Here is a 20330-nt window from a genome sequence, read left to right on the forward strand (position 1 = left end):
GGGGCAGGCCCGGGGTTATCCGTAGCCGCCAATCCCTTCTCCGCGACCGGCCCCGCTCCCACAGGGAAACGCTTCCGAATTGGGGGAGCGACCCTGCTCGCGAAGGGGCCGGTCCTATCGACCTCATTCTCCTTTGGGCAACTCGATCACAAACCGCGTCCACCCCGCAGCCGATTCGCAATGAATCTGCCCACCATGCGCGCGGACGATCGATTGGGTAATCGCCAGCCCCAGCCCCGCATGTTCACTGCTGCCTTCCTGCCGCGCCGGATCTGCTCGATAAAACCGGTCAAACAGCCGTGGCAACAACTCTGCCGAAATGCCTTCGCCACTGTTCTCCACCGACACCTGCGCTATGTGCGGTTGATCGATGATGGACAGGCGCACGCTGCCTGACGCCGGGGTGAAGCGCAGCGCGTTATCCAGCAGATTCGACAAGGCCCGGCGCAGCATGCTGCGATCGCCTTCTATACGCGCATGACCTTCGCGGCTCAGCGTCACCTCGGCGTCCTCGGCCAGTGGCGCAAAAAACTCCAGCAGCACATCGCTCTCATCCGCCAGTTCCAGTGCCTCACGCTTGGGCATCAGCAAACCGTGGTCAGCCTTGGCCAGATAAAGCATGTCGTTGACCAGTTGGGCCATCCATTGCAGTTCTTCGAGGTTGCTGTGCAGGGCTTCGCGGTAATCCTCGATCGGTCGCGGGCGGGTGAGGGTGACCTGGGTGTGGGTCAGCAGGTTCGACAGCGGAGTGCGCAGTTCATGGGCGATGTCGGCAGAGAACGCCGACAGCCGTTGAAACGAGTCATCGAGGCGTCCGAGCATGGCGTTGAAGCTGTGGGCCATTTCCGCAAGCTCCGGCGGCATTTGCGCTTCCGGCAGTCGGGCGTTGAGCGAATGTGCAGAAATCCCACGGGCGACTGCGCTCATACGGCGCAACGGACGCAAACCGCTGCGCGCGGCCCACGCGCCGAGCAGCGCAGTGGCCAGCGCCGACAACCCGACAGTCAGCCAAATGAGATGCTGCATGCGCTGCAGGAAGTGCTGGTGATGAGTGATGTCCAGCAGCAGAGTGAGCTGTGGCGAGTCGGTTTTGTCAGGGTAGAGCGGGGCGTTGAGCACGCGGTAGTCGGCGCCGTCATGGCTGATGGTCGACAGGCCCTGCTGTTGCGGCAAGTCCTGCGGTAAATTGATCGAGCTGTCGTACCAGCGCTGGCCGTCACTGCCGGTAATACGCAGCGCCAGATCGGCCTGACGGCTCAGCTCATCCGCCAGCCGCGCCTCACGCTGAACGGGTTGCACATCCTGCAAGGCCCGGCGCAAACCGATCAGCTTGCCGTCCAGCAATTGCTGATCGAGCTCAATGAAGTGCGCCTCGCTGGCGCGGCTGAACAGCACCCCGGCGAACAGCGAGACCACGGCGGTGCAGGCGGCAAACAGCAAGGCCAGACGAGAGCTCAAGGACAGGCGACGCATCAGGCCGGACGCTCTTCAAGCACGTAACCCATGCCGCGCACGGTGTGGATCAGTTTGTTGGGGAAGTCATCGTCGATCTTCAGGCGCAGGCGGCGGATCGCGACTTCGATCACATTGGTGTCGCTGTCGAAGTTCATGTCCCAGACTTGCGAGGCAATCAGCGATTTCGGCAGCACTTCGCCCTGACGGCGCAGGAGCATTTCCAGCAGGGCAAATTCCTTGGCGGTCAGATCGATGCGCTGGCCATTGCGTTCGACCCGGCGGCGAATCAGGTCCAGACGCAGGTCGGCCAGTTGCAGACTGGTTTCCTGTGGCGTCGCGCTGCCCCGGCGCAGCAGGCTGCGCACCCGGGCCAGCAATTCGGAAAAGGCGAAGGGTTTGACCAGATAATCGTCGGCGCCGAGTTCGAGGCCGTGCACCCGGTCTTCCACGGCGTCCTTGGCGGTTAGAAACAGCACCGGTGTGTCGAGGCCGGCGCTGCGCACTGCTTGCAGAATCTGCCAGCCACTGCGCCCGGGCAGCATCACGTCGAGGATCAACAGCGCATAATCACCGCTCAACGCCAGTTGCTGACCGCTGACGCCGTCGGCCACCAGTTCCGTGTTGAAGCCGGCCTCGGTCAGGCCTTGGCGCAGGTAGTGGCCGGTTTTCGGTTGGTCTTCGACGATCAGCAGTTTCATAGGCGGCTCGGATTGTAGGAACAAAAGCGTTATACCGTGGGAGCAGGCGACACGCGCCAACCTGACAAAGTTGTAATCTGCCTGTCAGGTAGCTGCCAGCGCACGCGGGCTAGAGTTTCCCACAGGCTGAACCTTATCTTGTTGGAGTATGACTATGTTTTTGCGCAACCCTCTGGCCGTTGCCGCCTGTTTGCTGGCGCTGAGTTCACCTGTCTGGGCCGCGCCCGCGCACAGCTATGACTTCGGCCAGCCAGCCCCGGCGGCCCAGGCCACCCGCAGCATCGAGGTGGTGCTGAACGACATGTCGTTCGAGCCCAAGGCGATTCAGGTAAAGGCCGGTGAGACGGTTCGCTTTGTGCTGGTGAATAAAGGTCAGTTGCTGCACGAATTCAATCTCGGTGACGCCGCGATGCATGCCCAACACCAGCAGGAAATGTTGCAGATGCAGCAAAGCGGCATGCTCGCGCCTACTGGTATGAAAGAAATGTCCCACGACATGGCGGGTATGGATCACGGCAGCATGGGCCACGGCATGAAGCACGACGACCCCAATAGCGTGCTGGTCGAGCCGGGCAAGACCGCCGAGCTGACGTGGACCTTCAGCAAGGCCACCAGCCTGGAATTTGCCTGCAATATTCCCGGTCACTACCAGGCGGGCATGGTCGGCAAACTGACTGTCAGTCAGTAAGCACTCAAAGGCGGGCGCAAAGGCTGATAGAATCCGCTGATTCTTCAGTCAGGTTTCCGCCATGCATCCCGCAGCCGAACATTCGCCGCTGGGCAAATCCAGCGAATACATCGCCACGTACACGCCGTCCCTGCTGTTCCCGATTCCGCGCACCGCGAAATGGGCCGAGCTGGGCCTGACCGCCGAAACCCTGCCGTATAAAGGCGTGGATTTCTGGAATTGCTTCGAACTGTCGTGGCTGTTGCCGTCGGGCAAGCCGGTGGTGGCAATCGGTGAATTCAGCATTCCGGCGGATTCGCCGAACATCATCGAATCGAAGTCGTTCAAGTTGTACTTGAACTCGCTGAATCAGACGCCGTTTGCCGATATCGCCAGCCTCGAAGCGACGCTGGTCAAGGACCTGTCGGCCGCTGCCGGCAAACCGGTCGGCGTACGGGTACGCAGCCTGAAGGACGTCGAAGCCGAAGGCGTCGTGGCGTTGCCGGGCGTGTGCATCGACGATCTGGACATCAGCGTCAGCAACTATGAGCATCCGCGTCCGGAACTGCTGCGTTGCGATGATTCGAAGATTGTCGAAGAGAGCGTGCATAGCCATCTGCTCAAATCCAACTGCCCGGTGACCAGCCAGCCGGACTGGGGCAGCGTGGTGGTGGAATATCGTGGCGCGGCGCTGGATCACGCGAGTCTGCTGGAATACATCGTCAGCTTCCGCCAGCACTCGGACTTCCACGAACAATGCGTGGAGCGGATCTTTCTCGACCTGCAGCGTTTGCTGAAGCCGGAGAAACTCACGGTGTTTGCACGGTATGTGCGCCGGGGCGGGCTGGATATCAACCCGTATCGCAGCACCGAGACTGCGCAACTGCCGAACCACCGCCTTGTGCGCCAATAAATAACCCCTGTAGGAGTGAGCCTGCTCGCGATAGCGGACTGACATTCAACATTGACGTCGACTGATACACCGTTATCGCGAGCAGGCTCACTCCTACAAGGGATCGCGTTTCAAATTGCGCCTATGAAAAAGCCCTGCCAGCGCTGGCAGGGCTTTTTGCATTTCAGGGGAGGAAAATCAGATCCCCATGCTACCCAGCGCATTGACGATATTGCGCAAGGTGCCGGCAATGGCCGGGTGTTCGACTTCGAAGCGTTCCACTGCCAGGTTCACACCGTCGGCGATGCTCGCGTCCTGAGTGGCAGTTTCCAGTTTGATTTCCGATTCAATCTGCGCCATCAGCTCACGCAGATCGTCACGTTCGGCTTCGGACAGCGGCGGATTCTGCTCCAGTTGCTCGCGCAGGGTGTCGAGTTGTTTTTGCAGTTCTTGGGCGGGCATGGTGGGGTTCCTTTTATCAAGAGGCACTGGCATTGACCGCAGCCGCGCGCCAAAGGTCTATGGCTGACCTTTAGATTAATCCACTCTGCGGCAACCTGCATGATCCCGGTCAGGGCTTTTCGCCCTTGAGGCGGCGCAGGTTGATGTCCGCCAGGCAGGTGTCGAGCTCGCCCAGATGATCGATCACCGAATGCACGCCCAGCCCGAACAACTGCAGGGTTGCCTTACCGCGTCGTTGGTCGCGTTCGTTCTGGCTCAGCGCTTGCCACTCGCTCGGCGACAGGCCGCACAGTGAGCCGCAGGACGCCAGGCCGATGGTCCACAGCCCGGCGTTGAGGCCCGCTTGCAGCAACCGGGGCTCGCCGCTCACCAGCACGCAGCCATCCAGGCAGCTGACGTTCAAACCCATCAGCGCCTGCCAGCAGGCGTTCGGCGCGGGCCATGGATTGATTGTTGCTGAATATTGCGTCGGTTTGATCCACGCCGGCAGAGAGGCCGCCAAGGGTTGCGCGAGGGCAGGGGGCAGCTCGTCGATCCACGCACAGGGAATCTGCTGGCGCTGCAGGCTGAGCAGGCTGTCGAGAGCGCCGGGTGTGGCGTGGGCGTGCTCGGGCAGTACGCTGGCGTGTTGATGGGCACGGGCGCCGAAATCCACCAGACAGCCACTGAGTCCGAACAGCACGGCGGTCAGGCCGGGCGCGGCGACAGGCAAGACTTCAGCGTGGGTCATGGCAACGTCCCTGAAATAGGCATGAGGCTAGGGGACATCGGTGACAGTTGGATGACAGGTGTGTGAAGGCGCTCCCTGGAAACGTCCTGCATTACTCTTCACGGGCAGACTGCCCAAAACGGCTTTTGCGCTTATACTAGCGCTCTTAACGCCTGGGCCCGGGTGCCCGCGCCAGTAAAAATCCAAGGAGTTTTTCTATGCGCTGGAGCAATCCTCTCGCTCAGCTATGTGTATGTGCCAGCGTCCTGCTGGTTCCGTTCGCCGCCAACGCTGCAACGGAAGAAGACCCTTGGGAAAGCGTCAACCGCCCGATCTTCCAGTTCAACGACTTCGTTGACACCTACGCGCTCAAGCCGCTGGCGCAGGGCTATGAGTTCGTGACGCCGCAGTTCCTCGAAGACGGCATCCACAACATGTTCCGCAACGTCGGTGACGTCACCAACCTGGCGAACAATATTCTGCAGGCCAAACCGGCAGCAGCCGGTGTCGATACCGCGCGTATCATCTTCAACACCACCTTCGGCCTGCTGGGCTTCTTCGATGTCGGTACCAAAATGGGCCTGAATCGCAGTGACGAAGACTTCGGTCAGACCCTCGGTTACTGGGGCGTCAGCAGCGGCCCGTACGTGATGCTGCCGTTGCTCGGCCCGAGCACCCTGCGTGATGCACCGTCCAAGTACGTCGACAGCTACACCGGTCCGTACCGCTACATCAACGACGTGCCTGTCCGTAACTCGGTGTTCGGCCTGAACATCGTTGACACCCGCGCCAGCCTGCTGTCGAGCGAGAAGCTGATCAGCGGCGACAAGTACACCTTCATCCGCAACGCCTATCTGCAGAACCGCGAGTTCAAGGTCAAGGATGGTCAGGTCGAAGACGATTTTTAATCTCGACCGATGACAAGAAGGCGGCCCATGAGGCCGCCTTTTTTGTGTGCGCTTATTTCATCTGCAGAATGGTCAGGCCGAGCTTCTGTCCATCGCCGTCCTGGGCCTTGACCCAGACCACTTCGGTCTCCGCCTCCAGCCCACTCAATGCGGCATGTTCGGAATCGATGCGCACGCTCAAACGGTCACCAACCGCGAACTGGCGCGGCGCTTCGACCTGCATGCCGCTGCTCGAGAGGTCGATGCACACGCCGGCGATCTCATCGCCTTCATGGATCAACACCACATCGGCATCGACCCGCATGCGGATGAAATCGCGCTTTTCGCTGTAGTCCCGACCGGTTTGACTCATGGCTTCGACCTTCCATTGGGTTACGGTTTGAGCTGTTCTTATAACTCTCGGTGATTTGACAAGTAAAGTCGTCAAGCGACCATCGGCGCATGCTTGAAACGCCCCGCGGATGGGAGTACCGTCTGCGCCTTAGAAGGGCACCTCTGGTGCAATCGCGTTCCGGCTCAGTGCTCGAAAGCGGTGCAGCAGAGAGGCTAGAAAGCGAATCCAGTAGTCTGAGCCGGGCCGATGCCCCGCCTGCTACGCCAACCTAATTCTGGCGCCGTTTGCCCACATGCCAAAAACCAGTGCCACGCTGCTGATAATCGATGATGACGAAGTAGTGCGCGCGAGCCTCGCGGCCTATTTGGAAGACAGTGGTTTCAGCGTCCTGCAGGCCAGCAACGGCCAACAGGGTCTTCAGGTATTCGAGCAAGACAAGCCCGACTTGGTCATCTGCGATCTGCGCATGCCGCAGATGGGTGGTCTCGAACTCATCCGTCAGGTCACCGAGCGCTCACCGCAAACGCCGATGATCGTCGTTTCGGGTGCCGGCGTGATGAACGACGCGGTCGAGGCGCTGCGCCTGGGTGCGGCGGACTACCTGATCAAGCCTCTCGAAGACCTGGCCGTGCTCGAGCATTCGGTGCGTCGCGCGCTGGATCGTGCGCGCCTGCTGCTGGAGAACCAGCGCTACCGCGAGAAGCTGGAGAAGGCCAACCGCGAGCTCGAAGCCAGCCTGAACCTGCTGCAGGAAGACCAGAACGCCGGTCGTCAGGTGCAGATGAACATGCTGCCGGAAAGCCCGTGGCGCATCGACGAGTTCCAGTTTGCCCACCAGATCATCCCGTCGCTGTACCTGTCGGGTGATTTTGTCGACTACTTCCGTGTCGACGAGCGTCGGGTGGCGTTCTACCTGGCCGACGTATCGGGGCATGGCGCCTCGTCAGCGTTCGTCACGGTGCTGCTGAAGTTCATGACCACGCGCCTGCTGTTCGAGTCCAAGCGCAACGGCACGTTGCCGGAATTCAAGCCTTCGGAAGTCCTTGGTCATATCAACCGGGGGCTGATCAGTTGTAAGCTGGGCAAACACGTCACAATGGTCGGTGGAGTCATCGACGAGGAGACCGGTTTGTTGACCTATAGCATCGGCGGCCATCTGCCGTTGCCTGTGTTGTACACGCCTGACAGTGTTCGTTACCTCGAAGGCCGCGGTTTGCCGGTGGGCCTGTTCAATGAGGCCACCTACGAAGATCACGTGCTTGAGCTGCCTCCGACGTTCAGCCTGACGCTGATGTCCGACGGCATTCTGGATCTGTTGCCAGAACCGACGCTCAAGGAAAAAGAAGCCGCTTTGCCCCAACGGGTGAAGTCGGCGGGCGGCAGCCTGGATGGTCTGCGGCAAGTGTTTGGATTGGCCACGCTAGGGGAGATGCCGGATGATATCGCCCTGTTGGTGTTGAGCAGGAACCTTCAATGAGTACCGGTAGAATCCAGTTCGCCGAGCAGGACGGCACCTTCGTCCTGAAGTTCGTCGGTGAAGTTCGCCTGACCCTGTGTTCGGCGTTGGATGCGACTATTGAGAAAATCTTCACCGCGTTGAATTTCAACGCGATCGTGATCGATTTGACCGAAACCCGCAGCATCGACAGCACCACCCTCGGCCTGCTGGCCAAACTGTCGATCCTGTCGCGGCAAAAGGTCGGCCTGCTGCCGACCGTCGTCACCACCCACGAAGACATCACCCGTCTGCTGCAGTCGATGGGCTTCGAGCAGGTGTTCAACATCGTCAACCACCCGGTGCCGTGCCCCGAGTGCCTGGATGACCTGCCGGATCAGGACCAGTCCGAAGAAGTGGTGCGGATCAAGGTGCTCGAAGCGCACAAGATCCTCATGGGCCTGAACGACTCCAATCGTGAAGCCTTTCATGATCTGGTGAATGCCCTCGAGCGGCATTGATGGCCTGAAATGTGGGTAGGGCCTGCTGGCTCCTATCGCGAGCAGGCTCACTCCTACAGGGTTTCTCATTCGACGCATAATCTTGAGTAATCCACAGATCCACTGTAGGAGTGAGCCTGCTCGCGATAGCTCTCGCCAAAACACTAATAATCCAGCAGGCACAAAAAAAGGGCGAACCCGTTTGGGTTCGCCCTTTTTGCGTTTCAGCGACTCAGATCACAGCTTGGCCTGCAGCAGCGCCTCGAGCTTCTCCTGGTCACGGGCAAACTGACGGATGCCCTCAGCCAGTTTCTCGGTAGCCATCGCGTCTTCGTTGGACAGCCAGCGGAATTGCGCTTCGTTGAGGCTCAGGCGCGCTTCGCCGGCGTGGCCCGGGGCGAGTTTGCGCTCCAGTTTGCCAGTGTCTGCCGCGAGCTTGTCGATCAGGTCCGGGCTGATGGTCAGGCGATCGCAGCCGGCCAGTTGCTCGATCTGGCTCAGGTTGCGGAAGCTGGCGCCCATGACCACGGTCTTGTAGTCATTGGCCTTGTAGTAGTTGTAGATGCGGGTGACCGACTGCACGCCCGGATCATCGGCGCCGGTGTAGTCGTTGCCGTTAGCCTTCTTGTACCAGTCGTAGATGCGGCCCACGAACGGCGAGATCAGGAACACCCCGGCGTCAGCGCAAGCGGCAGCCTGAGCGAAGGAGAACAGCAGGGTCAGGTTGGTCTGGATGCCTTCCTTCTCGAGGATCTCCGCAGCGCGGATGCCTTCCCAGGTCGAAGCGATCTTGATCAGCACGCGGTCACGGCCGATGCCGGCCTTGTCGTACAGCTCGATCAGGCGATGCGCACGCTTGAGCACGGCGTCCTGGTCGAACGACAGGCGCGCATCCACTTCGGTAGAAATGCGGCCCGGAATCACTTTGAGGATTTCCTGGCCGACAGCGACGCCGAAACGGTCGCTGGCCAGACCCACGTCGCCCTTGCAGTCGCTGACGCAGTCGTTCAGCAGCTCGGCGTAGGCGGGGATGGCGGCTGCCTTGAGCAGCAGGGAAGGGTTGGTGGTGGCGTCGACCGGCTTGACCCGGGCGATCGCTTCGAAGTCGCCGGTATCGGCAACTACGGTAGTCATCTGTTTGAGTTGTTCCAGCTTGGAAGTCATGGGTGTGCTCTGTCCTGTGGGTTTGACGACATTACCCGAGCGTTGACAGCCACTCAAGGGCATCAAGGCGCAACGGGTTCCCCGGGGGCAACAACCTGAGAACGGCTGTTTGAACGGTGGGGCGCGGTATCGATGAATACGATGCCAAAATCGGCCGCAGGTTCAAAGCAACTGACGGCCAGCGCCCCTTGAGCACATTGATGGAGGTTATTGCTGGCTTAGCTGGGTTTTGACCGCAGTTTCTGCCGGTTTCGGCTGGCCATCGGACGTCAACAGACCGAAATTCTTCTCGCGGTCATTGCTGCCGGTGTCGCTGTTTTTCCACTCGTAAATCGAGGTCAGGGCAATGTTGCGGGTTTTGATATCGGCGACGAATGCGCTGATTTTGCTGGCCTGACCCTCAATCCCGCCGTTGGAGGCGAGCGCCGAGATGCCCCATTCGCTGATCACCCCCGGCAGATGGAAGTTCTGCTGGATAAACGCCTGGGCGGTGCTGATCTGCGTGCCGCTCATGCCGTAGGGATGGTAGGAAACCGCGTTGAGGCATTTGGGGTATTCACTGACGATTCGGTTGAGTGCCACAGTGGACGCCGAGCCGGCGGTGGGCGGCCGGGCAAAACCAAAACCGATCACCGGGACAGTCTGGGGTTTGTCTTGCAGGGTCTTGCACGCTGCGCTCATGAACGGCACGAAGGTCGTGTCGAAATTGCCGGTCGGCCAGTAGGTGCCGAGGTCCGGCTCATTCCATAGCTCGATCGCCACCAGTTGTGAGCCATAGGTCGCTGCCAGGCTGGTCAGCGCGTTGGCATACGCGACCCCAGCGTTCGCCAGATCATTGGCCGGTAACGGCTTGGTCGCGCGCAGGGTCATCAGCACCGGCAGACCGGCCGCGCGGGCCACGGCGAAGGCATCGCTGATCTGCTTCTGGTAGGCCGCGCTGGGCAGGCTGTCAGTCCATACGCCAAAACGCACGAAACTGAAGCCGGTGGCTTTGACGCGCTCGGCGTCGGCAGCGGAGAAGGTCTGGACTTTGACCTGAACCCCGATGGTTTTATTGGCGGGCAATGCCGGGAACAGTTCATTGGCCTGGCTCTGGCCGGTTGCCGCCAGCAGTAACAGGGTGAGGGCGCTCAGGGGTTTGAGATGGGCTGATTTCATGTCGGTTCTCCGGGTGAGAAGTGACAACGGCGAAAAGTATCTCGAGATAACTGTTTCGAAACTAACAATCGCACTAAGTGCGCCAATGTTATTTTTTGTCAGGAAAACCAGACCTGAAAATCACAGTTATTTTTAGTCCGTTAATTGTGTTTTGGCGGCTTTTGACCCTGTGGTACTTAATACGCTGGTACTAACAGGGCGAATCTATTTCTGAGTGCAGAATGATCTAGTGGGTTCATTAAGATCCGCTCTAGATGTTGGCAGAATGATATTACACAGGAATGTAAACCTTGTTCAAAAAGATCCTCGTCGTGTGCGTTGGCAATATTTGCCGAAGTCCGACAGCAGAACTTCTGCTGCGTAACGCGCTGACCCCCTCAACCATTTCGGTGACGTCCGCAGGTCTCTGTGCGCGGGTTGGCGAAGGCATGGAAGCCTCGGCGCGCCAGGTGCTGGAAGACCACGGGCACAGCGCCGAGGGTTTCCGGGCCCGGCAATTGACCGCCGATATCGTCAATGAATCAGACCTGATTCTGGTCATGGAAAAACAACATGTGAATCAGGTGCTGAAGATTGCCTCGCACGCCCGAGGCAAAGTATTTCTTCTTGGCAAGTGGCAGAGCGAACGAGAAATACAGGATCCGTATCGTCAAGGTAAGGCCGCTTTTATTCATGCCCATGCATTGATTGAAGATGCTGTTAGCTCGTGGGCGCAGCGCCTCGGACATTGATGAATATTCTTCAGATCAGTGAATGGTAAGAAAGACTTATGCAGTTACCGTCAGTAATCGCCAACCGTGATAACGATCAAGACAGTATTGATCTTCTCGGCATATTCGGCAGTTTGATCGACCAGAAATGGCTGATCGGTGCATTCACCGGTGCCTTCATGGCCGCCGGCGTTGCCTATGCGGTATTGGCGACGCCGGTGTACCTGGCGAACGCGCTGGTTCAGGTCGAACCGAAAAAGAACGACATGCTCGGCTTTTCCGACCTCAGCAGCATGCTCGGCGGGCAGTCGCCGTCGGTGACCGAAATCGGCATCATCAAATCCCGTGCGGTGATCGGCAAAACCGTCGACGACCTGCGCCTGGACATCGACGTCACCCCCAACACCTTCCCGGTGGTCGGCGGTTTTCTCGCCCGGCGTTATCGCGGCGAAACCGAGTTCAGCGTGGCGCCGCCGCGTTTTGGCTTCACCAGCTACGCCTGGGGCGGCGAGCGTCTGGAGTTCGCCCGGCTTAATCTGCCCAAAGAGCTGTTGGGCAAGAAGCTCACCCTGGTGGCTGGCGAACAACAGCACTTTCAGTTGCTCGATGACAACGACAACCTGCTGGTCGAGGGCGTCGCCGGCGAAGCCTTCGCCCAGGACGGCGTCGAAGGTTTGATCGAACGCCTGCAAGCCAACCCGGGCACCCGCTTTGAAGTGGTGCGCAATCCACGGATCGTGACCATTCAGGGTTACCAGGATGCGCTGGATATCTCCGAGCAAGGTAAAGAGTCGGGGATTATCCGTCTGGCGCTGGCCAGCGCCGATGCGGCCGAGGCGGTGAAGATCCTCAATAAGATCGCCGCGCTGTACGTCGATCAGAACGTGCGCCGCACCTCGGCGGAAGCGGCGCAGAGCCTGGCGTTCCTGCAAAGCCAGTTGCCGCAGGTCAAACGCGATCTGGCCAAAGCCAGCGATGCGCTCAACGCCTATCAGACCCACGGCAAGACCGTGAATATTTCCCTGGAAACGCAATCGGTGCTTGGTCAGTCAGTGGCGCTGGAGACGCGGATTTCCGAGCTGAAAATGCAGCAGGCGGAAATGGATCGCAAGTTCACCAAACAGCATCCGGCGTATCGCGCCTTGATGTCGCAGATCGGTGAGTTGACCCAGCAGCAGAAGTCGCTGGAAGGCAAGGTCGGTGATCTGCCGGCCACGCAGCAGGAATTGCTCAACCTGACCCGCGATGTGGAAGTGGCTTCGCAGATCTACACGCAGTTGCTGAACAAATCCCAGGAATTGGACATCGTCCGCGCCGGGGCGGTGGGCAACGTGCGCCTGATCGATCCGGCGGATGTTGACCTGAGCAGCCCGGTCAAACCGAAAAAAGCCCTGATCGTGCTGATCGCAACGTTCCTCGGCGCCTTTGTCGGCGTAGCCCTGGTGCTGTTGCGCAAATCGTTGAGCAAAGGTCTGGAAGGGCCGGAAGCCATCGAACAGCTCGGGCTGCCGGTGTACGCGTCGATTCCCTACAGCGCCTTGCAGCGTGACGAGGACACGAAAAAGGGCCGGGCCAAAATCACCGCCGAAACACCGGCCTATCTGCTGGCGCTGCGCAACCCGACCGACCTGTCCATCGAGTCGATCCGCAGCCTGCGTACTTGCCTGCATTTCGCCGCGCTGGATTCGACCAACAACCGCATCATGATCTCCGGCCCTAGCCCGCAGGTCGGCAAGACCTTCGTCTCCTCCAACCTCGCGGCGGTCATGGCGCAGAGCGGTCAGCGCGTGCTGCTGATCGACGCCGACATGCGCAAGGGCCACCTGCACAAGACGCTGAATGTGCCGATCGCCAATGGCCTGTCGGATCTGCTGGTCAAGCGCTGCAGCATCGAGCAGGCGGTCAACACGGTGGAAATCGACAACCTGCACTTCATCAGCCGTGGCCAGGTTCCACCGAATCCTTCCGAGTTGTTGATGCATGCCAACTTCCGCGACCTGCTCGCCGAACTCAGTGAACGCTACGACGTGGTGATCATCGATACGCCGCCACTGCTCGCGGTTACCGACGCGGCGATTGTCGGCCGCGAAGCCGGCATCAGCCTGATCGTCACGCGGTTTGCGGTAAACCCGGCCAAGGAAATTGAAGCGACCATTCGCCGCTTCGCGCAGAACGGCATCGAGCTCAAGGGCGCGGTGTTCAACGGCGTCGAGAAGCGCGCTGCCAGCTACTACGGCAATGGCAGCTATGGCTATTACAACTACGAATACGCGTCGGACAAATCCTGAAATCAGGGACGTTCCAACAGGCATGAAAGTGGGTGGGTTGTGAAGAAAATACTGCACGTGGCTGAAACGATAAAAGGTGGGGTCGCCACCGTTATCCGCACCATCTCGGCGTCGCCCGAAGGCCAGGATTCGAATTACGAGCTGGTCTATCTGGTGCCGCTCGACCAGAAACAAGAGCTGCACGGCATCGATGCACAGCAGATTCGCACGTTCGAACGCAGCGGGCGTGATGTGCGTTCGCTGCTGCGTTTTGCCTGGCAACTGACCCGGGTGATGCTCAAGGAAAAACCCGATGTGGTGCATTTGCACAGCACCTTTTCTGGGGTGATCGGCCGCGTGGTCTGTGTGCTTCTGCGACCGTGGCGCAAGCCGAAAATCGTCTACTGCCCGCACGCCTTTTCGTTCCTGATGGAAAGCTCGCCGACCAAGCAGAAGATCTACGCATGGATCGAGCGGGTCCTGCAGCGGGTCACCGACGTGATCATCTGCGTCAGCCGCTACGAGATGGACAAGGCTGCGCGGTTCGGCATTCAGCGCTCGCGCATGAAGCTGATCTACAACGGCATCCACCAGCGAGACGAAGCGCCGAAGGCCGAGAGCCCCGCGCCGATCCATCTGCTGTTCGTCGGTCGCCTCGACTACCAGAAAGGTTTCGACGTGTTGCTCAAGGCCTTCGCCAAGGTGCAGCGAAGTGATCTGAAACTGACGGTGGTCGGCAGTGCGGTCAACGAGGACACGGTCGAGTGCCCCGAGATGGACGCGGTCGAGTACCTGCCGTGGGTCACGCCGGCCGAAGTGCAGGCGCTGTATCAACAGGCCGACGCGCTGATCGTTCCGAGCCGCTGGGAAGGTTTTGCCATGGTGCCGCTGGAAGGCATGGCCATGGGCTTGCCGGTGATCGCCAGCAACTGCACGTCACTGCCCGAACTGGTCACCCATGAAGTGTCCGGCTACGTCTTTCCCACCGGTGATCATCAGGCGCTGGCCGACGTGCTGGCGCGAATCCAGAAGCCGCGGTTGCTCGACCTCGGCAGCGAAGGCCGGAACATCGTGCGCGAGCGCTTCAGTGCCACGCTGATGATCCGCCAGACCTACGACGTGTATTGCGCTCCCACTTATTAAGTAGAACTCAGCTTATGAACGTAACGATTTTGCATGGCTACAGTGCGTCCAACTCCGGTGACGGCCTGCTCGTCGATCTGGCCATCGCGTTGGTGCAGCGCAACTTTGGCGAAGACACCGCGATCAATGTCGTGGCCTCCGACCCGCAGTCTTTCGCCTACCTGCCGCACCCGCGTTTCGATGCGCCGGTGATGGCAGCCAAGGGCTTGGGGCGGGTCAAGCAGGCAGTGTTTCTCAATCAGTCGTATGCCGGGCTGGCGGATCTGCTGCGCAAGACCGATCTGATCGTCGGCGTCGGTGGCGGCTACATGCGCTCGAAAAGCGCCTTCGAACACATCAAGCTGAAACTCGGCCACGCCAAACAACTGGAAACGGCGATCCTCAGCAAGGTGCCGTCGGTGTACCTGCCGCAAAGCATCGGCCCGTTCCATGGCGAGAGCCGCCAGATCGTCGATCACTACGCCAGCGCTGACGCGGTGTTCGTGCGCGATAACCGCTCCTCGGCAATGTTCGATGCCTGCGAAAACGTCTATCGTGCGCCGGATCTGGCAGTGCAGTCACTGGCCAGCAAGATCCTTCAGCAACCGAAGTTCACCCGCTGCGCCGCATCGCCGGCCACCGTGTGCGTGGTGCTGCGCAAGCCGCCGGAGTGGAGCAAGGACAAGAAGGTCGCCTACGTCGCCAACCTGAAGTTGCTGCTGCAGCGCCTGAAGAACAAAAGCAAAGTGGTCTGCGCCGTGCAGAGCGCCGTTCGCGGCAACGATGACGGTGCGTTCTATCGCGAACTGGGCATCACCGAGGACCTGCTGTCGTTGAAGGCGACGATTGCCAAATATCAGCCGGACCTGGTGATCTCGGTGCGCCTGCACGGCGCCATCGAATCGCTGTTGTCCGGTGTCCCGGCGTACCACATCAGCTATGAGCGCAAAGGCTTTGGCGCCTATCAGGACATGGGCGTGGAAGACTGGGTGATCAATGGCGGCGACATCAATGTCGAGCAGATCATCGACACCGTTTATGCGCCGAACGCGCTGTCGAATTTCGGCAAGCGCCTGACCGATACCTGCCGCGAAATCGAAGCCAAGACGGTGATGATGGACGAGATCATCAAAGGCGTCGTTCGATGATATTTCGCTTGCTGCTGCGCGGCGGAGCCTTGGGCGCGAAGTTTCTGCTGGTGTTGGCCATCACCCATTACCTGGGCTACGAAGCGCTGGGGTTTTATGGCGTGGTGGTCGCGGCGTCGCTGATCGCTTCGAAGTTCTACAGCGTTGGTTTCAGTTCCGAGATCAATCGGTTGATCAGCGTTGGCGGCAGCTCGCGGCGGGTGGTCGACAAAGTCCTGCTGCTGTACCTGGCGGTGGGGCTGCTGCTGTCGCTGGTCACGGTGGGGATTTACTCGCTGTTTCAGCAGGTCGAGGCGAGCACCGCGCTGATCCTCTGCGTGACGCTGGTGCTGCTCACCGAACACCTGTCGTTCGAGATCAACTCGTTCGTGTTTTCTGCGCAGAAGGCCACGGCAGGCGCGCTGCTGTTCTTCATCAAGACCGGTCTCTGGGCGCTGCTGGCGGTGGGCGGGATGATGCTCGACTGGGTCTCCGGCATCGCCAGTGTGCTGTGGCTGTGGGTGGCCGCCAATGTGTTGGTGATCGCCGCCGGTTACCTGATCGTGGTGAATGTGCACAAGGGGCGGGTCAGCGAAGCACTGACTACCGCGACCGTGTGGAAGGCCGGGTTGCCGTTCTACTTCGGTACGGGGTTGATCGCGCTGAGTCAGTACGCCGAGCGCTTTCTGATTGCCGATCTCGAACCCTACGCCAGCCTCGGCAAATACGTGTACGCGTGGTCGGCGGCGAACACTTTGCAGGCGCTGTCTTACGCGGTAGTGGCGGTGGTCGGCATTCCGGTGCTGGCCAAGCGGTTTCAGGCGGATCAGCAGTCATTTACGGTCAAGCAATTGTTCGTCAACAAATGGGTGATGCGCTCGTTAGTGGTGTCGGCGGCGGTGGCGGTGCTGATCTATCTGTTCTTCAACGTGGTGCTCGATTACGTCGCCAGCAGCGTGCCGCGTCCGGATAACGCGATCCTCGGTGTACTGATTTTTTCCTTTGCCCTGCGGGCCATCGGCGACATCGTCTGGGGCGGTCTGATCGCTTCGAAAAACAGTCGAGTGTCATTCGCCAGCGCGGCGATTTGCTTGCTGGTGTCGGTGCCGGTCAGTTACCTGCTGATCAAGCACTATTCGATTTATGGCGCGGCGTGGGGCAATGTCTTCGCGATTATCGTGCAGCTCGGAGTGATCGCCGTGTTGACTCGGGCGACCCGTGCCAAAGGGGCGCTGGCATGGGGTTGAAGTTGCCGTGCATCGAGTTTCGTGGCCGCAAACTCGATTCTTCGCTGTCGTTCCTGATTCTGTTCACCGGGCTGTTTCTGTCGGTGGCGATGCCGCTGCTGATCCCGCGCGCTCCGGGCCCGGATGCGATGACCTTGTGGTCGTCCTACGCCCGCGCCGACAACTGCAATTTCTGGAACCCGTTCTCACCGGATCGTTCCTCCTACGAGTGTTCGGCGTTCCTGCTGCGGCCCACCGGGATCAACCTGACCAACGCCTGGGCCTACGGGATGTTCTGCAACTTCTTCCTCACGGCGATTCCGGTGGTGGTGTTCCGGCGCATGCCGCTGGCGATCTTCGGCACCCTGTGTCTGTGGGGGATTGTGCGTTCGTTCTTCCTGGAAAACCTGACCAAGGAAATCATCGTTTCGGTGGCGGTGCTGAGCATTTTGTTCAGCTCGCTGACGCGCAAATACCGCGGCGGATTTTTTCTGTCGGCGGTGATCTACGGCGTGCTGATCCGGCCTTACTGGATTCTGTTTTCGCTGTCGTGGGTCGGCGTCTGCGTGATGAAGAAGTACGTGTCGCGCTTCACTTTCTTCCTGATGCTGTTCCTGTTTTACCTGGCGGTGGCCATGGCGATTCAGCTGGCGCTGGGCTTCCCGGTGTCATCGATTCGCGCCAGCAATAACGAGTTGCGCACGGCGGGGGAGGAGGGCTCGAAATCGCTGATTGTCTCGTGGCTCAGCGGCAGTGACTTCGTTTCGCAGGCGCTGGACTCGATGATCATTTTCTTCCGGCTGTCGTTCCCGGTGGAGCTGATTCTGTTGTCCGGGCCGGGCCAGGTGATCTTTGTGGCGCTGATGATCATGACCGCGCTGCTGCTGTTCAAAGTCATCACCTCCACTGATTACAAAGGCGCGCCGATCGAAACCAAACCCAAGGAACTGATCGCGATTCCGCTCGCGTTTTTGCTGGTGCAGGGTTTGTTCGAGCCGGACTTCGGCTCCTTCGCCCGGCACTTTTCCATGGTGGTGCCGGTGCTGTTTGTCGGTCTGGGCCTGATGTTGCGCGCGAACAAACCGGTGCGGGTTGAATCACGAGTTCTGAATTGAGGCAGGTGCTGTATGTCGAGCAAGAAAAAATCGCTGGAGATCGAAACCCTGCGTGGCCTGGCGTGCCTGCTGCTGGTGCTCTATCACGTCATTGGCCCGTTGGGCGGAGGCCTGAAGATCGATCTCGGCTCGCCGTTTCGGGTGATCGCCGACTCGATGGTGTACGTGCGAATGCCACTGTTCACCTTCATTTCCGGCTACATCTATTCGATCTACAAAATTCGCGGCAATGACTTTTCCGCGTTCTTCAGTGGCAAGGTGCGACGGCTGATCGTACCGCTGTTTTGCGTCGGTGTGCCGTTCTCGGTGTTGCAGGCGGTAGGGCCGGGGGTGAACAAGGACGTCGGCGTGATCGATGCGCTGTTGTCGTTCTGGGTGCCGGTCAATCACTTCTGGTTCCTGCAGGCGGTGTTCATCATTTTCATGTTCGTCGGTCTGCTGGAATGGCGCGGGATGCTGCGCTCGATGACGCGTTTGTATCTGCTGTTCGCCTTCGCTGCGGCAGTGTTTCTGTTGCCGCCGTTCAAGCTCGATGCGTTCGGCATCAATGGCGCGATTTACCTGCTGCCGTTTTTTGTGGCGGGGATGATCGGCCAGGAAAATGTCGAGGCGTTGAAGCAGCGGTTCAAGGTGGTCGGGCCGCTGGTGTTTGTGTTGATTTCGTTGACGCTGCTGTACGTGGCGGCGATTGATCGTGAGTTGATCGTCGACCGCCGCAGCCTGATCGGTCTGACCGTGGGGTGTGTGTCCTGCATTGCTTTGCTGTCGAGTGACATGCGCTCGAAGTGGCTGACCTGGCTGGGCGGCTACTCTTACGCGATCTTCCTGTTCCATGTGCTGTTCGCGGCGACTTCGCGGTTTGTCATGGGACGGCTGGGGGTGAAAGACGAAAGCATTCTGGTGCTCAGTGGACTGCTGTTTGGTCTGTTGGGGCCGGTGGTGCTGTCGATGATTTTCAGCCGCTTCAATGTCACTTCGGTGCTGTTTCTCGGGGAGCGTGCGGCGAAGAAGAAGCCAGCGGTTGGCGTTACTCCGGTGGTGCCGGCCAATAGCTGAAAAGCTTCGCGAGCAAGCCCGCTCCCACAGGGATTGTGCGAGTTGCCGAGATCCAATGTGGGAGCGAGCCTGCTCGCGAAGGGGCCATTCCAGACTGAAGGAAATAATGCATGTTGGCAGTAAATGACGCGCAACCCGTCGCGGCGTCGGTGGTGGAAGTGGGCGATGCCCGCGAGCGCTTTGCGCAGTGGCGCGAAGGCAAGGCCGGGAAGGTCTTGTCGGTCTCGGTGATCGGCGACAGCTACAGCGCCGGGCAGGATTTCTACCTGAACAAACTGGTGCAGCGCGTGGCCGGCGAGGTCGGTTTTGCCGGTCCCGGTTACGTCGGTTTCAACCACGGCGCCGCGCTGGGCGGCACGCATTTCAAATACACCCGCAGCAGCGAAAAATACTTCGGTGGTGGCTGGCAAGTATCCGGCCTCGGCCAAGCCAGCCCCGACAGCCGCACGGTCACCGGCAAGCCCGGTGCCTGGCTGCAAATCGATGCCAGCCCGACACCGGACATCGACACCCAAGTCACCCAGGCGAAATTGCTCTACCTGGGCAACGGCGAAACCAGTGAGCTGCGCTACCGCTGGACGCCCTCGGAAGACTGGCAACCGTTGACGCTCAAGGGTTCAGGCGTGCAGGAAGTACCGCTTGCAGGTCTCTCTTCAGCGACAGACTGGTCGTTCAAGCTGGAAGTGGTGAAGGGCGCACCGACCTTGTTTGGCTTGTGGATGAGCAACGATCAGCACGGCGTGCGGGTTTCAAAACTGGCGGCCTCGGGCGCGGCATCCGCGGATTTCTATCACCAGAACCCGCAATGGCAGGTGCAGTGGAAAGCCGCCGTGTCGAAGATCCCCGCCGACGTTTACCTGATCATGCTCGGCGGCAACGATCAGGGCTTCGGGGTCAAACCCGAACAATACCTGCACAACGTTCAGGGCCTGGTGGCGATGATCCGCGAGATCCAACCGGCGGCGAGCATCAACCTGATCATGCGTCAGGACACCACGCGTTCCAGCACCTATCCGATGTCGGCGTATGCACAGGTCTTGCAGCCGTGGGCGCACGAGCAGCAGTTGGGTTTTGCCAATCTGCAATGCGCGTTCGGCCCTGACGTCAAACGCTATGCGGCGGCGATGATCGGCCCGGACAAGATTCATCCGCAGCCGGCCACGGGCGGGAAAGTGATTGCCGATTACTTCTATCGCTGGATCGTCAGTGGCATCAACGCGGACAGTTGCGACTTGTAGGAGCGGGGGGACGCGGGGGTCTTTTTTTTTTTGTCCTTTAAACACAAATAAAAAAAAGGCGCGGGGCCCCGCGCCCAACCGGCCCGG

General features: G+C 59.8%; 20 protein-coding genes. 13 read left to right on the forward strand and 7 right to left on the reverse strand.

What is annotated here, in order from left to right:
* Positions 1 to 123: 123 nt before the first annotated feature.
* Positions 124 to 1473 (reverse strand): heavy metal sensor histidine kinase, encoded by a 1350-nt coding sequence (locus LVD08_RS22285; protein ID WP_247269276.1) that lies wholly within the window; start codon positions 1471 to 1473, stop codon positions 124 to 126.
* Positions 1473 to 2153 carry a heavy metal response regulator transcription factor gene (locus tag LVD08_RS22290; protein ID WP_095140045.1) on the reverse strand — a complete coding sequence of 227 codons (681 nt, stop codon included), beginning with the start codon at positions 2151 to 2153 and terminating at the stop codon, positions 1473 to 1475. Before LVD08_RS22290 ends, LVD08_RS22285 begins: the two co-directional genes overlap by 1 nt.
* A gap of 154 nt (positions 2154 to 2307) precedes the next feature.
* Here LVD08_RS22290 and copI point away from each other — a divergent pair, with 154 nt between their 5' ends.
* Positions 2308 to 2841: a copper-resistant cuproprotein CopI gene (gene copI / locus LVD08_RS22295; RefSeq protein ID WP_247269277.1), complete on the forward strand. Its 534-nt coding sequence runs from the start codon at positions 2308 to 2310 to the stop codon at positions 2839 to 2841.
* A gap of 61 nt (positions 2842 to 2902) precedes the next feature.
* The gene (queF, locus tag LVD08_RS22300; protein ID WP_103368828.1) at positions 2903 to 3733 is read left to right on the forward strand and encodes an NADPH-dependent 7-cyano-7-deazaguanine reductase QueF; all 831 of its coding nucleotides are present in this window, start codon (positions 2903 to 2905) and stop codon (positions 3731 to 3733) included.
* Positions 3734 to 3910: 177 nt separating this feature from the next.
* On the opposite strand, the gene LVD08_RS22305 is transcribed toward queF, so the two are convergent.
* The gene (locus LVD08_RS22305; protein ID WP_247269278.1) at positions 3911 to 4174 is read right to left on the reverse strand and encodes a DUF4404 family protein; all 264 of its coding nucleotides are present in this window, start codon (positions 4172 to 4174) and stop codon (positions 3911 to 3913) included.
* Between the two features lie 109 nt (positions 4175 to 4283).
* Positions 4284 to 4904 carry an HAD family phosphatase gene (locus LVD08_RS22310; RefSeq protein ID WP_247269279.1) on the reverse strand — a complete coding sequence of 207 codons (621 nt, stop codon included), beginning with the start codon at positions 4902 to 4904 and terminating at the stop codon, positions 4284 to 4286.
* Between the two features lie 197 nt (positions 4905 to 5101).
* Here LVD08_RS22310 and LVD08_RS22315 point away from each other — a divergent pair, with 197 nt between their 5' ends.
* Positions 5102 to 5791 carry an MlaA family lipoprotein gene (locus LVD08_RS22315; RefSeq protein WP_115989289.1) on the forward strand — a complete coding sequence of 230 codons (690 nt, stop codon included), beginning with the start codon at positions 5102 to 5104 and terminating at the stop codon, positions 5789 to 5791.
* Between the two features lie 52 nt (positions 5792 to 5843).
* On the opposite strand, the gene LVD08_RS22320 is transcribed toward LVD08_RS22315, so the two are convergent.
* Positions 5844 to 6143, reverse strand: coding sequence for a PilZ domain-containing protein (locus tag LVD08_RS22320; RefSeq protein ID WP_096797162.1), 300 nt, complete (start codon positions 6141 to 6143; stop codon positions 5844 to 5846).
* A gap of 274 nt (positions 6144 to 6417) precedes the next feature.
* Here LVD08_RS22320 and rssB point away from each other — a divergent pair, with 274 nt between their 5' ends.
* Entirely contained in the window at positions 6418 to 7602 is a 1185-nt protein-coding gene (gene rssB, locus LVD08_RS22325; RefSeq protein WP_041074010.1) for a two-component system response regulator RssB, read from the forward strand.
* Positions 7599 to 8081: an anti-sigma factor antagonist RssC gene (gene rssC / locus LVD08_RS22330; RefSeq protein WP_003226553.1), complete on the forward strand. Its 483-nt coding sequence runs from the start codon at positions 7599 to 7601 to the stop codon at positions 8079 to 8081. The genes rssB and rssC overlap by 4 nt, the downstream gene beginning before the upstream one ends.
* 216 nt (positions 8082 to 8297) lie before the next feature.
* On the opposite strand, the gene tal is transcribed toward rssC, so the two are convergent.
* Positions 8298 to 9224, reverse strand: a complete 927-nt coding sequence (tal, locus tag LVD08_RS22335; protein ID WP_096797766.1) for a transaldolase — start codon at positions 9222 to 9224, stop codon at positions 8298 to 8300.
* A 207-nt stretch (positions 9225 to 9431) separates the two neighbouring features.
* Positions 9432 to 10382 carry a glycosyl hydrolase family 5 gene (locus tag LVD08_RS22340; protein WP_096797765.1) on the reverse strand — a complete coding sequence of 317 codons (951 nt, stop codon included), beginning with the start codon at positions 10380 to 10382 and terminating at the stop codon, positions 9432 to 9434.
* Positions 10383 to 10672: 290 nt separating this feature from the next.
* On the opposite strand from LVD08_RS22340, the gene LVD08_RS22345 reads away from it, so the two are divergent.
* The 8 genes from LVD08_RS22345 (at position 10673) to LVD08_RS22380 (ending at position 20243) form a co-directional block, all read left to right on the forward strand.
* A complete protein-coding gene (locus LVD08_RS22345; protein WP_247269280.1) occupies positions 10673 to 11113 on the forward strand; it encodes a low molecular weight protein-tyrosine-phosphatase in 441 nt (146 codons plus the stop codon).
* Positions 11114 to 11151: 38 nt separating this feature from the next.
* Complete coding sequence (locus LVD08_RS22350; protein ID WP_247269281.1) at positions 11152 to 13380, forward strand: polysaccharide biosynthesis tyrosine autokinase; 2229 nt, start codon at positions 11152 to 11154, stop codon at positions 13378 to 13380.
* Positions 13381 to 13419: 39 nt separating this feature from the next.
* On the forward strand, positions 13420 to 14502 hold the full coding sequence (locus tag LVD08_RS22355; RefSeq protein WP_342453963.1) for a glycosyltransferase: 1083 nt from the start codon (positions 13420 to 13422) through the stop codon (positions 14500 to 14502).
* Between the two features lie 14 nt (positions 14503 to 14516).
* Positions 14517 to 15629, forward strand: a complete 1113-nt coding sequence (locus LVD08_RS22360) for a polysaccharide pyruvyl transferase family protein (protein WP_247269283.1) — start codon at positions 14517 to 14519, stop codon at positions 15627 to 15629.
* Positions 15626 to 16855: a polysaccharide biosynthesis C-terminal domain-containing protein gene (locus LVD08_RS22365; RefSeq protein ID WP_247269284.1), complete on the forward strand. Its 1230-nt coding sequence runs from the start codon at positions 15626 to 15628 to the stop codon at positions 16853 to 16855. The genes LVD08_RS22360 and LVD08_RS22365 overlap by 4 nt, the downstream gene beginning before the upstream one ends.
* On the forward strand, positions 16846 to 17949 hold the full coding sequence (locus tag LVD08_RS22370) for a hypothetical protein (RefSeq protein WP_003226536.1): 1104 nt from the start codon (positions 16846 to 16848) through the stop codon (positions 17947 to 17949). Before LVD08_RS22365 ends, LVD08_RS22370 begins: the two co-directional genes overlap by 10 nt.
* A 12-nt stretch (positions 17950 to 17961) precedes the next feature.
* Entirely contained in the window at positions 17962 to 19005 is a 1044-nt protein-coding gene (locus LVD08_RS22375; protein ID WP_247269285.1) for an acyltransferase family protein, read from the forward strand.
* A gap of 110 nt (positions 19006 to 19115) precedes the next feature.
* Complete coding sequence (locus tag LVD08_RS22380) at positions 19116 to 20243, forward strand: SGNH/GDSL hydrolase family protein (protein WP_247269286.1); 1128 nt, start codon at positions 19116 to 19118, stop codon at positions 20241 to 20243.
* The last annotated feature ends 87 nt before the right edge of the window (positions 20244 to 20330 follow it).

Source organism: Pseudomonas sp. YL2, from assembly GCF_023063025.1.
Lineage (GTDB): Bacteria > Pseudomonadota > Gammaproteobacteria > Pseudomonadales > Pseudomonadaceae > Aquipseudomonas > Aquipseudomonas putida_A.

What these genes read in the sequence shown, in the direction of transcription:
- LVD08_RS22285 (WP_247269276.1), bottom strand. Translation starts at nt 1,473, where the DNA reads ATGCGTCGCCTGTCCTTGAGCTCTCGTCTGGCCTTGCTGTTTGCCGCC.
- LVD08_RS22290 (WP_095140045.1), bottom strand. Translation starts at nt 2,153, where the DNA reads ATGAAACTGCTGATCGTCGAAGACCAACCGAAAACCGGCCACTACCTG.
- copI (WP_247269277.1), top strand. Translation starts at nt 2,308, where the DNA reads ATGTTTTTGCGCAACCCTCTGGCCGTTGCCGCCTGTTTGCTGGCGCTG.
- queF (WP_103368828.1), top strand. Translation starts at nt 2,903, where the DNA reads ATGCATCCCGCAGCCGAACATTCGCCGCTGGGCAAATCCAGCGAATAC.
- LVD08_RS22305 (WP_247269278.1), bottom strand. Translation starts at nt 4,174, where the DNA reads ATGCCCGCCCAAGAACTGCAAAAACAACTCGACACCCTGCGCGAGCAA.
- LVD08_RS22310 (WP_247269279.1), bottom strand. Translation starts at nt 4,904, where the DNA reads ATGACCCACGCTGAAGTCTTGCCTGTCGCCGCGCCCGGCCTGACCGCC.
- LVD08_RS22315 (WP_115989289.1), top strand. Translation starts at nt 5,102, where the DNA reads ATGCGCTGGAGCAATCCTCTCGCTCAGCTATGTGTATGTGCCAGCGTC.
- LVD08_RS22320 (WP_096797162.1), bottom strand. Translation starts at nt 6,143, where the DNA reads ATGAGTCAAACCGGTCGGGACTACAGCGAAAAGCGCGATTTCATCCGC.
- rssB (WP_041074010.1), top strand. Translation starts at nt 6,418, where the DNA reads ATGCCAAAAACCAGTGCCACGCTGCTGATAATCGATGATGACGAAGTA.
- rssC (WP_003226553.1), top strand. Translation starts at nt 7,599, where the DNA reads ATGAGTACCGGTAGAATCCAGTTCGCCGAGCAGGACGGCACCTTCGTC.
- tal (WP_096797766.1), bottom strand. Translation starts at nt 9,224, where the DNA reads ATGACTTCCAAGCTGGAACAACTCAAACAGATGACTACCGTAGTTGCC.
- LVD08_RS22340 (WP_096797765.1), bottom strand. Translation starts at nt 10,382, where the DNA reads ATGAAATCAGCCCATCTCAAACCCCTGAGCGCCCTCACCCTGTTACTG.
- LVD08_RS22350 (WP_247269281.1), top strand. Translation starts at nt 11,152, where the DNA reads ATGCAGTTACCGTCAGTAATCGCCAACCGTGATAACGATCAAGACAGT.
- LVD08_RS22360 (WP_247269283.1), top strand. Translation starts at nt 14,517, where the DNA reads ATGAACGTAACGATTTTGCATGGCTACAGTGCGTCCAACTCCGGTGAC.
- LVD08_RS22365 (WP_247269284.1), top strand. Translation starts at nt 15,626, where the DNA reads ATGATATTTCGCTTGCTGCTGCGCGGCGGAGCCTTGGGCGCGAAGTTT.
- LVD08_RS22370 (WP_003226536.1), top strand. Translation starts at nt 16,846, where the DNA reads ATGGGGTTGAAGTTGCCGTGCATCGAGTTTCGTGGCCGCAAACTCGAT.
- LVD08_RS22375 (WP_247269285.1), top strand. Translation starts at nt 17,962, where the DNA reads ATGTCGAGCAAGAAAAAATCGCTGGAGATCGAAACCCTGCGTGGCCTG.
- LVD08_RS22380 (WP_247269286.1), top strand. Translation starts at nt 19,116, where the DNA reads ATGTTGGCAGTAAATGACGCGCAACCCGTCGCGGCGTCGGTGGTGGAA.